This window comes from Aquimarina longa SW024, from assembly GCF_001401755.1.
GTDB classification, from domain to species: Bacteria; Bacteroidota; Bacteroidia; order Flavobacteriales; family Flavobacteriaceae; genus Aquimarina; species Aquimarina longa.
Genome location: NZ_KQ474099.1, coordinates 372,227 through 385,706 on the forward strand (window position 1 = coordinate 372,227; position 13,480 = coordinate 385,706).

10 protein-coding genes are annotated in these 13,480 nt (G+C 29.8%); 5 read left to right on the forward strand and 5 right to left on the reverse strand.

The window, feature by feature from the left end:
* Positions 1-239: 239 nt before the first annotated feature.
* Together N456_RS10660 and N456_RS10665 are read right to left on the reverse strand one after the other, a co-directional pair.
* Complete coding sequence (locus tag N456_RS10660) at positions 240-1,352, reverse strand: ABC transporter permease (RefSeq protein WP_062056706.1); 1,113 nt, start codon at positions 1,350-1,352, stop codon at positions 240-242.
* Between the two features lie 9 nt (positions 1,353-1,361).
* Positions 1,362-3,503, reverse strand: coding sequence for a carboxy terminal-processing peptidase (locus N456_RS10665; RefSeq protein WP_062056708.1), 2,142 nt, complete (start codon positions 3,501-3,503; stop codon positions 1,362-1,364).
* Between the two features lie 262 nt (positions 3,504-3,765).
* Between N456_RS10665 and surE the strand changes: the two genes are divergently transcribed.
* The 3 genes from surE (at position 3,766) to lpxB (ending at position 6,051) form a co-directional block, all read left to right on the forward strand.
* Complete coding sequence (gene surE / locus N456_RS10670; protein WP_062056710.1) at positions 3,766-4,548, forward strand: 5'/3'-nucleotidase SurE; 783 nt, start codon at positions 3,766-3,768, stop codon at positions 4,546-4,548.
* Entirely contained in the window at positions 4,541-4,834 is a 294-nt protein-coding gene (locus N456_RS10675) for a hypothetical protein (protein WP_062056712.1), read from the forward strand. Before surE ends, N456_RS10675 begins: the two co-directional genes overlap by 8 nt.
* 95 nt (positions 4,835-4,929) lie before the next feature.
* Positions 4,930-6,051, forward strand: a complete 1,122-nt coding sequence (gene lpxB / locus N456_RS10680; protein WP_062056714.1) for a lipid-A-disaccharide synthase — start codon at positions 4,930-4,932, stop codon at positions 6,049-6,051.
* On the opposite strand, the gene N456_RS10685 is transcribed toward lpxB, so the two are convergent.
* Complete coding sequence (locus N456_RS10685; protein WP_082422502.1) at positions 6,032-8,266, reverse strand: response regulator; 2,235 nt, start codon at positions 8,264-8,266, stop codon at positions 6,032-6,034. The genes lpxB and N456_RS10685 overlap by 20 nt on opposite strands.
* A gap of 266 nt (positions 8,267-8,532) precedes the next feature.
* On the opposite strand from N456_RS10685, the gene N456_RS10690 reads away from it, so the two are divergent.
* Entirely contained in the window at positions 8,533-9,048 is a 516-nt protein-coding gene (locus N456_RS10690) for a C40 family peptidase (protein WP_062056718.1), read from the forward strand.
* A 345-nt stretch (positions 9,049-9,393) separates the two neighbouring features.
* Complete coding sequence (locus tag N456_RS10695; RefSeq protein ID WP_240315521.1) at positions 9,394-11,346, forward strand: ComEC/Rec2 family competence protein; 1,953 nt, start codon at positions 9,394-9,396, stop codon at positions 11,344-11,346.
* Between the two features lies 1 nt (position 11,347).
* Here the strand turns inward: N456_RS10695 and N456_RS10700 are convergent, their stop codons facing one another.
* Both N456_RS10700 and N456_RS10705 read right to left on the reverse strand, forming a co-directional pair.
* On the reverse strand, positions 11,348-12,631 hold the full coding sequence (locus tag N456_RS10700; protein WP_062056722.1) for a serine hydrolase domain-containing protein: 1,284 nt from the start codon (positions 12,629-12,631) through the stop codon (positions 11,348-11,350).
* 292 nt (positions 12,632-12,923) lie between these two features.
* A complete protein-coding gene (locus N456_RS10705) occupies positions 12,924-13,463 on the reverse strand; it encodes a thioredoxin family protein (RefSeq protein ID WP_062056724.1) in 540 nt (179 codons plus the stop codon).
* Positions 13,464-13,480 lie beyond the last annotated feature (17 nt).

Sequence of the window (13,480 nt, forward strand, 5' to 3'; positions counted from 1 at the left end):
ATTAGATGAATTTTGATGCGGGCGTAGGTCTCAACAATGGTGGATCGCCCAATATCCATTTTTAGCTGATACTGATTGTAACGACATTAGATGTAATGTTCGCTAATGGTGGGAATTGGTAATACCTCTCTCATCTCTTTAAAAAATTATGCTTTTTTCAAGAAACTTAAAAGATTAACCTAGTAGAACTAAGAAATAATTTTCTTAGTTCTACTTTTGTTTATACACTGATTGACACATTATCTTTTTACATCCAATGCATCTCGTAAGGCATTACCGATTAGCATAAATGCCATTACTAGACTCATAATACCTACTCCAGGAATGATTGCTAAATAGGCTTTTCCTAAAATAATATATGAATAATGATCTTTAATCATAGCTCCCCAGCTTGGCGTTGGTGGTTGTGCCCCTATTCCTAAAAAACTAAGTCCGCTTTCTATAAGAATTGCTCCTGCAAAATTTGCTGCTGCAATTACAATTACAGGCGCCAAACTATTAGGTAGTATATGTTTTATAATAATTCTATAATCTGTAAAACCCATCGCTTTGGCTGCTGTAACATATTGCATTTGTTTTACACCTAATACCTGTCCTCTAACCACTCTAGCTACTTCTACCCACATCGTAAGTCCTACTGCTATAAAAACTTGCCAGAATCCTTTTCCTAAAGCTAATGTAATCGCAATAACTAATAATAAAGTAGGTATTGACCATGCTACATTAATCAACCACATAATCATCATATCTATTTTACCTCCGAAATAACCAGCAACAGCTCCAAGTGATATTCCTAAAATCAATGAAATTAACACCGCAACAAAACCGATAGAAAATGAAATCCTAATACCTATTAACATCCTACTTAACAAATCTCTCCCATACTTATCTGTACCTAATAGGAATGTACGATTTTTAATATAAGTATGTACGATTTCTTTTGGTGTTAGGTTCTTAGAAAAACGTTTTAAACTTATTTCTTTTGATAGTTCGATAACTTCACCTTCACTATATGGTGCGACTTTTAGAATTGTATTTTCTATAGTATAGTCTTCAATAGGAATTTCTGTATCTGTATTTTTTTTCCCAAAAAATATGGCGCTCAAAAAAGATTGATTTGATATTTCTTGGGAAGGAATCGTAAGCATCTTAACATTAAAACCTGGCGGTTTAGAATGAATTGATAAATGCATCTGATTCGCATTTTTAGAATCATCCGGAGCAAAAACATATGCGAAAATAGCTATTATTGCGCAAAATACTATAAAGTAAAAACTGAAAACGCCCCAGAAATTCTTTTTGAATTTCTGAAGCGCTAGTCTACTTAAAGAGTTTGACTTTGTTATTGTCATTAAGACTTATTAGTTCTTTATTATCGTAAGTGGGTTTTTAGATCGTCGAATATTATTGATTTTTAAATCTTCTAATACACTAATTGCTTCTTCTACATAGACATCTTTACTAAGACTTTTATGCCATCTCTTTCTCTTTTCTGCCAAAATTGTATCTTTTTCCATCAATTCATTTTCATAAGGCAATGACTGAAATGTTAAACTATTTTTATAATCATTAATTCCCTTAAAGCGTTCTGCTTGTTTTTCATTAAGCTCTATATTCGCTTTATAATTAGTATAGTTTAAAGAATAATTATTTACATCTCTTTTTTCTCTAACCCATTTCGCATTTTCTTCTATTAACTTTAGCTGATCATTTTTTGACATTCGCTCTTTACTATTATTTATAGTTTGTTCAAAATCAATATATCCGTTCCAAAGTTCATATTCTGCAGCTGCAATTTTATCCCATGGCAATGGGTTTTCTTGGTCTTTTTCTCCAATATCAATATAACTATAACGATCCGGAACTACAACATCACTTTTTACTCCTTCTAATTGTGTAGAGCCTCCATTAACTCGATAAAACTTTTGGGTAGTAAGCTTTAATGCTCCAAGGTCTCCAAAATCATTACTACGCATCCATCTATTAAGATCCATCACATTTTGTACTGTTCCTTTTCCATAAGTTTGCTTACTTCCTATAATTATAGCTCTTTTATAATCTTGCATTGCTGCGGCTAAAATTTCTGAAGCTGAAGCTGATAATTCATTAACCAAAATCACCAATGGACCATCCCAAAGTATATTTCTATCTTTATCACTTAATACTTCAGGAGATTCTCCTTTTGTTCTAACTTGTACTATTGGTCCTTTTTCAATAAATAATCCCGCAATATCAACTACAGTTTGCAATGACCCTCCTCCATTATCTCTCAAGTCTATTACTAACCCATCCATATCTTGTTCTTTAAGACGGATAATTTCTTGCTTTACATCTTTAGCCGCATTACGTTGATTATAGTCTTGCATATTAAAATAAAACTTTGGCAAATTAACTACACCGAATGTTTTATCATTTTTTTTAACGATAGATGATTTTGCGTATGTCTCTTCAAGTTCTACAACATCTCTTACAATTTCTATAACTTCGATAGTACCATCTACTTTTTTTATTGTTAATGACACTTTAGTTCCTTTTGGTCCTTTAATCAACGATACAGCGTCATCAAGGCGCATTCCTACAATACTTACAGGTTCTTCTTCTTTTTCTTGCTTTACCTTCATAATGAGATCACCTACTTCAACCTCGTTTCCTCTCCATGCAGGACCTCCAGAAATAATCTCTATTATTTTTACATTATCATTCTTCTTTTGTAACCTTGCTCCTATTCCTTCTAATTTCCCTGACATTTGGATATCAAATCGATCCTTATCTTGCGGTGCAAAATAATATGTATGGGGGTCAAATTCTTCTACAATAGAATTGATATATATAGAAAACCAATCTTTTCGTTCTAAATCGTCTGCAAATTCGAAATATTCTTTGAGTGAAGTTTTAGTAATATCACGTGCTTCTTCTTCTAATACTATAGAAGTTTTACGATTGTAGTTACTATTTTCTGTTATTGAATCTATTTGTTCTTCGATTTTATCATAATAACTAGATAATGCATTAAATTTAAGTTGCAACCTCCAGCGATTTTTCATTTCTTCTTTATTTTTTACATAAGATAAATTATCATAATCCGTATTAATACTCTCATTTTTCTCAAAATTAAAAGGTGTTTCTAAGATTTCCTTATGTAGTATTCTAGCTTGCGCCATTCGTTGTTGCAAACGACTATAGGTTATATTAAAAAAGGTAATTTCTTTATTTCTAATCTCATCATCTATCAACTTCTCATATTCCTTAAATTCTTCTATATCACTTTTATAAAAGTAACGTTTTAGAGGATCTAAAGCATCAATATAATCAGAGAAGACTTCCTGAGAAAAATCATCATCAATTTGCTTTGCATCATAATGTCCTTTACCTAGTACATAACTTATTAAATCTATTAGTAATTTATCTTTATTCGGATCATTTTCAACCTTATTAGTAGTAAAACTGCAAGAAGCTGCCGAAACAATCACGGTAAGCATCAAAATCAAAAAACTCTTTTTCATACGCTCATTATAATTTAGGTATTCAAGGCAAAATACATTAAAAATCGTGCCAATAACAGGTAATATTACTAAATTTTTCTTAAATGAACTAATATTATCTTTTACTCTACCAGATGTTTAAAATTTCATCTTCGTGTTTTCATTTATTTTTTAATGGTAATATATTATGATTATCTTAATCATTTTGGTTGATATTGCTTTTTTAGTTATGCTTTTTTCGTACAAAAAAAGTGTATTTTTACAATCATAAAAACTCTTGATTATGTCTAAAAAAAAACCTTTGATTTTAGTCACTAATGATGATGGCATTACTGCGCCAGGTATACGCGCATTAATTGATGTTATGAATGAAATTGGAGAGGTTATTGTAGTTGCTCCTGATAGTCCACAAAGTGGAATGGGACATGCAATAACGATTAATAACACCCTTTATTGTGATCCTATTACTATTAACAAAAATGCTCCACAAAAAGAGTATAGTTGTTCTGGTACTCCTGTAGATTGTGTAAAAATGGCATCTCATGAAATTCTTGACAGAAAGCCTGACTTGTGTGTTAGTGGTATAAATCATGGATCTAACTCTGCTATTAATGTTATCTACTCAGGTACTATGAGTGCTGCTGTTGAAGCGGGCATAGAAGGGATTCCTGCAATAGGATTTTCATTACTTGACTATAGTATGGATGCTAATTTTAGTCCTTCTAAAAAACATATCAAAACCATTGTAAAGAATGTACTAAAAAATGGATTGCCAAAAGGGGTTGTTCTTAATGTTAATATCCCTAAATTAGCTAAAGAAGATATAAAAGGTATAAAAATTTGTAGACAAGCCAATGCTCATTGGGTAGAAGAGTTTCATAAAAGAACAAATCCTATGGGAAGGGATTATTATTGGCTTTCTGGCGAATTTATTAATGAAGATAGTGGAGAGGATACTGATGAGTGGGCATTACATAATGGCTATATTTCTGTAGTTCCTACTCAGTTTGATCTAACCGCTCATCATTTTATACAAGAACTTAACAACTGGTCACTAAATGATTAAAAAAGAGATTATTATTGGGGTTCTAGTTGGTCTACTTATAAATAGTGTAGGATTTACTCTATGTGTGTTCTTATTTTCTACAATAAGTGATCAGAACTTAACATTTACAGAAACCATTCTGGCTTCGATACAAAATGATTCTTTAGGAAGTATAATTGCTCTAGGAGCAATCCCAAATCTAGTCGTTTTCTTTCTTTTTTTAAGAAAAAACAGTATTTATAAAGCTCGTGGCGTACTTCTTGCTACGCTTATTGCAGCTATTAGTATCGCTATTAGCAAATTCTAGAAATTGTGTTAAAAACGATACTATTACGATAAGTTTTAATCATCTATCATTAACTTTACACTCTTAATGATCTTTGGGAAACAACACAATAACACATGAAATACTACCTTATTGCAGGAGAAGCATCTGGTGATTTACACGGAGCTAATCTAATGAAATCGATACGTAAAGAAGATCCCGAAGCAGAATTTAGATTCTGGGGAGGTGATCTTATGCAGGCTGTTGGTGGTTCAATGGCTAAGCATTATAGAGATTTAGCATTTATGGGGTTTGTAGAAGTTATATTAAACTTGCTTACTATTTTAAAAAATCTAAAATTCTGTAAACAAGACATTCTAAGTTTTCAGCCAGATGTTATTGTTTTTATAGATTACCCAGGATTTAACCTTCGTATTGCCGAATGGGCAAAAAAGAAAAATTTTAGAACACATTATTATATTTCTCCTCAAATATGGGCATGGAAAGAGGGCAGGATAAAGACTATTAAAAAATGTGTTGATACAATGTATGTAATCCTTCCTTTTGAAAAACCTTTTTATGAAGACAAACATGAGTTTCCTGTTGAGTTTGTTGGGCATCCATTAATCGATGCTATTGCAGATCACAAACAAATTATGCCCGAAACTTTTAAAGCAAAACATAATCTGGATGATCGTCCTATTATTGCGATACTCCCTGGCAGTAGAAAGCAAGAGATCCGTAAAATGCTAGAGGTGATGTTATCTGTAGTAGATGATTTTTCTGAGTATCAGTTTGTTATTGCTGGAGCGCCTAGCCAAGATGCTTCATTTTACACTCCTTTTATTAAAAAACAAGGGGTTCACCTTATTATGAATCAAACCTATGATTTATTAAGCTTAAGTAATGCTGCTTTAGTAACTTCTGGTACTGCTACATTAGAAACAGCATTATTTAAAATCCCACAAGTGGTATGTTATAAAGGAAATTCTATTTCTTATCAAATTGCTAAACGAGTAATTAACTTAGAGTATATTTCTTTGGTAAATCTAATTATGGATAAACCTATCGTAACAGAGCTGATACAAAACGATTTTAACCCTAAACGATTAAAAGAAGAACTTTCTATAATTATTGATGATTATAAAAGAGCTGTGATGTTTTTAGAATACTATGATCTAGAAAAAAAACTTGGCGGAAAAGGTGCTAATGATAAAACCGCCAAACTAATTGTAACATCTATAGAAAAGTCGATTTAGTAGTGCTTTTATCACAATACTTCATAATAGTTTGATATAATAATTCTGGATCCACTGGTTTATTAAGAATAGTATAAATCCCTACTTCAGTAAATTTTTCTTTATTTAGTTTTTCGGATATTGCTGTTAACGCAACTACTGGCATTTTTTCATCAAATATCTTGATGTGTTTTGTCGCTTCAAATCCATCCATTTTTGGCATCATAATATCCATTAATATCATAGAATACTTGTTTTTTTTAACCATATCTACGGCTTCTTCTCCATCATTAGCAGAATCACAGCAAAATCCGTAATTAGAAATAATTTTTTCTGTAATTAATTGATTTACTTTATTATCTTCTACCAATAATATATGTATTCCTGTCGATAATTCATCTGTAATATTATCATCACAATCAGTATCTTCTATAGCTTTAGAAACATCAAAATCTATAATAAATACAACTGAAGTTCCTTCTGTTGGCTTTGACTCCAAGACAATATCACTACCTTGTAATTTTAACATTTTTTTCACTATAGACAATCCTAATCCAGTACCTCCATATTTTCTATTAATCTTAACTGATCCTTGATGAAAAGTCTCAAAAGCTTTATGGATCTGTTTTTCGGTCATCCCTATACCTGTATCTCGGATTGAAAACTCCACTTGTACCTTATGATTTACTTTAGAAATCAATAAAATAGTTATATAAATATCTCCATTTCTAGTAAATTTTAAAGCATTATCAAATATGTTAAGAAAAATCTGAGAAACTTTGACTGCATCGCCTTTTATAATATCAGGAATATTGACATCAATATTTCTATGAATTTTATTATCATTGCTATTATTAACCATTAGCGAAGAATCAATAAGATTATTTAGTAACGATTTTAAATCAAATTCTTCATTTTTTAATTCTAGCATCCCTTTTTCAAGATCATTTAAATGGATTACATCAGTAATTAAGTTCAATAAATAATCACTAGATACATTAATTAATTTAATCTGATTTATCTGACGTTTTGTTAACTCTTCTTTTTGTAATAAAAAAGTTGTTCCTTTTATTGTGTTTAAAGGGGTAAGAAGCTCATGAGTTACTGAATCTAAAAATTCTGACTTAACTCTTAAAGCATTATCTACTTTTCTATTGGCTTCCATTAATTCTTCATAACTTCTCTTTAGTAATTTATTTATTTTTGTTTTATATCTAGATATATTATACTGAACAATACTTAATATCACTAAACCTAAAATAATCAGAATACCCAATAAAATAATATAGCTTTTATTACTTAGCTGCTGTTCTTTTAATTCATTTTCTATTATTATTCTCTTATTTTCTTCTTCTTGTAAATTTAGTTGACTTGATAAAATAAGAGCAGCAGTTACTTTTTTAGTTCTTTGAGCATGATATGTAAAAAAGCTATTAGATGATTTTTTATAAAAAAGTGAAGCATTTTTATAATCACCTATTTCCTCATAATAGAATCCTTTTCCAGAAAATAACCTTCCTTTATAATGTGGATCATTATCATATGTAGGTGCTTCTATTTCTAAAGTATCAAAATATTTCTTAGCTATCTCATACTCATTTAAGTAAGTATAATCCTGCGCTAAAAATAAATACAGATTCTTACGCCTATTCTGTTTAACTTTTGCTTTTCTTATTGCATTTAGAGATTTTTTCCCATATATAATAGAGAGCTTATGTTTCTCTCTTCTTAGATATTCTATACTAAGGTTATAATTAACGTCTATAGCATCTTCAACTCTTCCATATTTATTTAATAGTTGCTCTGCTTTAATCATTGCAGCAAGCCCTTCTTCTCTTTTTTCTTGTGAATGTTTATATACTCCAAAGTCTTCATAATATAATCCTAACTGTCTATTATCATCTAATTTATTAATAATAGCTAGATTCATTGCCAGGTATTTCTCTATGTTTATGGTATCTTCATTATTAAAAAAAAAACTAATCTTCTCTCTATTAATAAGAATTGTAAGATAAGGGTCACCTATAGCTTCTCCTAAATTCTCAGCTAGTTCTAACAAATGAATACCTTTTTCAGTACCTTCTTTTGTCAATTTTGAAAACTCTTCTGAAGATGTCTTCAAAATTCTTATTATACTATCGGGGGTTATTTCTCTATCTGAGACCTGTGCTGATAAAGTAAACAGGTTAAGATGTAGCAATAAACACATAACATATCGGGGTAACTTCAATTTCATCTGAAGAATATTAAGTATTTAAACATTAAGATATTAAATTATTATTGAATTATGATTTGTAATTACATAAATAATTTAAAATTATCTTAAATTACATTTCGCAGTTACACATAAATCTGTAATTATCTTAAATTTAAACTATTTACATATATTTTTAACAAAAAAACAAAGAATAATTTAATATTAAAGATTAGTGTCGTTTGTAAATTCTTTTTTTTTTGAAAGTATTATGTAAAAACACGTACTTTGTTACAAACCAAAATTGAATGAAAACAATTGTACTATTTCTTCTATTTTCAATAACATTGCTATCCTGTGGGAGTACATCAAAAAATAAAACGGTCATATCTTCAAAAACCAAAACTACCTACAAGATCAGAGCAAACAAAAACCTTAATTACAAAAAAGTTAAGAGTATAGTGAATTATGCAAAAACATTCAGTGGTACTCGTTACAAATACGGTGGTACTACAAAAAAAGGTATGGATTGTTCTGGATTAGTCTACACTTCATTTAAAAAAGAAAATATTATCCTTCCTAGGACTTCAAAAACCATGGCTACTCAGGGAAAAGCTATATCTCTAAAAAAAGTTATCATTGGTGATTTACTTTTTTTCAAAACTAATAAAAGGAAAAATGTTATTTCTCATGTAGGGTTAGTAGTCCAGACTAAAGGAGCCATTAAATTTATACATGCTTCTACATCTAAAGGAGTTGTTATTTCTAGTCTTAATGAAAAATATTGGAATAAGTGCTTCACTAGTGCCAGAAGAATCTTATAGTTGTTTTTCTAAACGTTAGTTAAGGATTTCTAACTAATCAAATACTATCAGATGAGTCTCAAAACAAAATACCAAGTTTGTTTTAAAGTTCTTTTTTCATACAATCTGCATCAATATGTTAAAAAAAAATAATTTGAGTTTCAAAAAATGAAACTGAGATCGATTATTCTTGCATTCTAATTATTGATGATTTGTAAACTTATAGCATAACTGTTATAAGTTTACAAATCATTTTTCTAAGCATGTATTGTGAAACTCTTTAACTCTCCTTTTATTATCATCACTAGCACCACTCTAATTGGTATATCTATAGGGAGTAAGATTAATATTGATATATCATTTATAGTGGCTCTCCTTTTTGGTATTTTTTGTGTATTAAGTTTTTTTTGGTATTACTCAAAAAAAATATTTTATATCACATATTCGTTTGCTATGATAATGATTGCCTTTTTTTTGGTTTTTGGAATAGCATTAGTTCAGATACATAATCCAAAAAACTACTCCAATCACTATAGTACTCACATGCATCAAAAAACCTATACAGAAAGTGACATAGGTATCCGGTTTTATATTAAAGAACGATTAAAGCCTAGTTCCTACTACACTAATTATATTGTTTCAATCAAATTTATAGACACTACAGCTGCAAAAGGAAATCTACTACTTCAAATCCCTAGAGATAGTACTCTTACCGTTTTAGACATTGGTAATACATATACCACTTTTACAACCTTAAAAACTATTCCTAAACCATTAAATCCTGATCAATTTAATTATGCTAAATATTTAAATAATCAATACATCTTCGACAAGATTACACTACAACCTCATCAACTTATTAATAACCATAAAATAGAACATTCAATATCATATCTAGCTGATCAAATTAGAAAACATATTAGATCAAAATTATTAAGTTATAATTTTACATCTAAGGAATTATCAATTATTAATGCACTACTCTTAGGACAACGACAAAATATTAGTCAAGAAACATTTAATGAGTATCGAGATGCGGGAGCCATTCATATTCTAGCAGTATCAGGTCTTCATGTTGGTATTTTATTATTGATTTTAAATTTAATATTAAAACCTCTAGATAACTTTAGAAAGAAAGGAGTAATAATTAAGTTAATTCTAACAATTACAGCATTATGGAGTTTTGCTGTAATTGCAGGTTTATCTCCATCAGTATTGAGAGCCGCGACTATGTTTTCTTTTCTTGCTATAGGCATGCAAATACGATCTAAAGTAAGTATCTATAATTCATTATTTATTTCTATTTTTATATTAACGTGTTTTAGCCCTTTATTACTTTTTTCAGTTGGTTTTCAACTAAGCTATTTAGCTGTTTTTTCTATAGTTTGGATACAGCCCTTATTAGTTAGAATCTATCGCCCTAGATTTTATATTTCTAGAAAACTATGGGAAACTTTTACAGTAACCATTGCAGCTCAACTTGGGTTATTACCTCTTACACTATTTTACTTTCATCAGTTTCCTATTTTATTTTTTGTTTCTAATCTTATGATCATTCCTTTTTTAGGAGGAATCTTAGGGTTAGGCATAGTAACTATTCTACTAGCTGCTATCGATATGCTCCCTAAAATCATAGCAACTGTATTCGGCCTGTCCATCAACACTATGAATCTTATAGTTAGTTGGGTGGCTCAGCAAGAAGCATTTGTTATTAAAAACATTTCTTTTTCATCAAATCTCCTCATAACATTATATCTGGTTATTGTTGTTTCTATTATAGTATTTCATAACTATAATAGAAGTAAACTTTATTGGTTAGTAGCACCTACACTCTTGCTATCCTTAGTTTTTATATATGAAGAACATATATCTCAGCATTCAGAAGAATTTATTATATTTCATAACTACCATAATACAACCTTAGGAGTCCTACAGAATAAACAACTTCAAGTCTATAGTAAGGATAGTATTAGTACAAAAACTCAGAATTTTTTATTCGGTAATTATCTTATTGAGAATAGAGCTACTCTTGATACTACTATACAATTAAGAAACATCTATCAATATAAAAAACAAACCATTTTAGTGATTGATAGCTCTTCAATCTATAGTCTCAAAAAATTTTATCCAGATATTATTCTCTTATCAAATTCTCCAAAAATTCATTTAGATAGAGTCATTGATAGTTTACATCCAAAGCAGATTGTAGCAGATGCCAGTAATTATAAACGCCATATGGATCAATGGGAGATAAGTTGTGAAAAACGTGAAGTCCCTTTTCATCGAATAGATAAAAAGGGAGCTTTCATTATAAAATAGACTATAATACGATTAAAGATTCTTTTGAATACTCTTCTTCTATAGTAGCTGTTATTTCTTTTATTATTTTATAGATTTCGGGGATACAGTTTTTAGCTAAACTATTTTGGCTATTAAAAAGCACGCAAATTCCTAAATCTTCTTCGGGATAAATTGCGATCTCACTTCTATAATTATTAACCGTTCCTCCATGATGAATCATCGTACTTGGTTGTTTAGTTTCTTTATTAATAAATGTATGAATACGCCATCCTAATCCATATGAAGATTTTGAAAACCCTGGCCATCTTTGATAATATTTACTTCTCCCTCCAACCTGAATTTTAGGGCTAAAAACAGTGTTCATTGTATTAGGCATCATAACCTCTGGATTATTTCCTAACAAAAATCTTACCCACTTACTCATGTCTGTAATGCTTGCATTAATCCCTCCCGCGGCAATAGCATTATTATAATACTTTTTATTAATCCGTATTGGTTTCCACCCATATCGAAAACGCTTATGAGGTTGTGCAACATTATCAGACTCATCCAAGGCTTCATAGCTAGCAGAAGCTGAGGTCATTTCTAATGGTTTAAAAATCTTATCCTGAATCACCTCTACCAAGGGTTTTCCTGTGATTTCTTCTATAATCTTACCGCTGAGTGCAAAAACTGCATTCTGATAACTATATATACGACCAGGTTGCCCAATCGGAAAAACATTTTTAAAACGACTGGCAATTGATGTTATAGGCAATCCTGCTTCTACAAGATTTGTAAAACTATGATATGGCAGTCCTGTAGTATGAGATAAGATATGGGACAACGTTACTTTTTCTGTTTGATTTCTACTAGACATCTGAAAATCGGGAATATAATCTACAATTTTATCTTCCCAACTTAATAAACCTTCTTCTACATGGATTCCTGCTAGTATCCCTGCGAAACCCTTAGAAACAGAGCCTATTCTAAATATTGTATTTTCATTAACAGTATCTTTTAGTGTACTATTTCTACTACCATAACCACTCTTATAAATCACAGAATCGCATTTTACAATAGTTACAGCTGCTCCTACAATTTTATTCTCATGTAGTGCTTTATTAAAATACGCTGTAATAGAGTCGACAAGTCGTTCTTTATACAATAATGAATTATTTTCCTCTGGAATTAGAACCTCTGGAGATATTACAATATGATCTTGTGATTTTTGGGGTAATTTAGGTTGTTCTGCAACTGTAAAAGACAAAAGCAACGCAACAAAAAACATAGATGGGGCGGCTATGAGTGTTATTTTTTTCATAAATAGGTTTATTGCTCAAAAAAACTAAATATAATCGATAAAAGCAAGTAAAAATCCGATTAAATGCATTTTATATATATTTTAAATGCTAGATTTAGATATACTTTTAAGACTATAGAAAAAATAACGTACCAAACTTTGATTAATTGTTGATTTATTATAGAAATGCTATAAAAGCTAATAATACTTCTGATTTCTTATCACGATACATATCAACTATTCAATAAAAAACCCTTTTTGTTAATTAACAAAAAGGGTTTTTTATTTTACAACTAAGTAAAAACTATCAAGGTTAATCTTTAAAAGTTCCTACAAAAGTTTTTTCATATTTCTGCCAAGCTTCATTATTGGTTAGCTTTTTATAATCATTATTATGGATCATTTTTAGATATATCTCTAATTGTTGTGGCGTTTTGTATCCAGTTACAGGGGCAATTAAATTTGCTTGTTCATCAAAAAATACTATGCTAGGATATCCTGTTACTTTTAATGCATTTGCAAAAAAATGCTGGCTATTTCTTCCTTTTCTATCTGGATTATAATTCGGATTAGTGTAGGTAAAGTTATTATACTTTATCTCCTCAACTCCTTCTGCATCAAATTTTACAGCATAATAATTATCATTCACATAAGACACTACATCTTTATTATGAAACGTTCTTTTATCTAAAAGTTTACAAGGACCACACCAATTGGTATATACATCCATAAAGATCTTCTTAGGTTCTTTTTTTTGTGCTTTCAAAGCATCATTCATAGAAATCCATTTAATTTCTTGAGAATAAGTAATAGTATATAATAACACAAATATTAGAAGAAGTAGATTTTTCATGGGCTTATTTTTTATTT

What these genes read in the sequence shown, in the direction of transcription:
- N456_RS10685 (WP_082422502.1), bottom strand. Translation starts at nt 8,266, where the DNA reads ATGAAATTGAAGTTACCCCGATATGTTATGTGTTTATTGCTACATCTT.
- N456_RS10660 (WP_062056706.1), bottom strand. Translation starts at nt 1,352, where the DNA reads ATGACAATAACAAAGTCAAACTCTTTAAGTAGACTAGCGCTTCAGAAA.
- lpxB (WP_062056714.1), top strand. Translation starts at nt 4,930, where the DNA reads ATGAAATACTACCTTATTGCAGGAGAAGCATCTGGTGATTTACACGGA.
- N456_RS10690 (WP_062056718.1), top strand. Translation starts at nt 8,533, where the DNA reads ATGAAAACAATTGTACTATTTCTTCTATTTTCAATAACATTGCTATCC.
- N456_RS10665 (WP_062056708.1), bottom strand. Translation starts at nt 3,503, where the DNA reads ATGAAAAAGAGTTTTTTGATTTTGATGCTTACCGTGATTGTTTCGGCA.
- N456_RS10700 (WP_062056722.1), bottom strand. Translation starts at nt 12,631, where the DNA reads ATGAAAAAAATAACACTCATAGCCGCCCCATCTATGTTTTTTGTTGCG.
- surE (WP_062056710.1), top strand. Translation starts at nt 3,766, where the DNA reads ATGTCTAAAAAAAAACCTTTGATTTTAGTCACTAATGATGATGGCATT.
- N456_RS10675 (WP_062056712.1), top strand. Translation starts at nt 4,541, where the DNA reads ATGATTAAAAAAGAGATTATTATTGGGGTTCTAGTTGGTCTACTTATA.
- N456_RS10705 (WP_062056724.1), bottom strand. Translation starts at nt 13,463, where the DNA reads ATGAAAAATCTACTTCTTCTAATATTTGTGTTATTATATACTATTACT.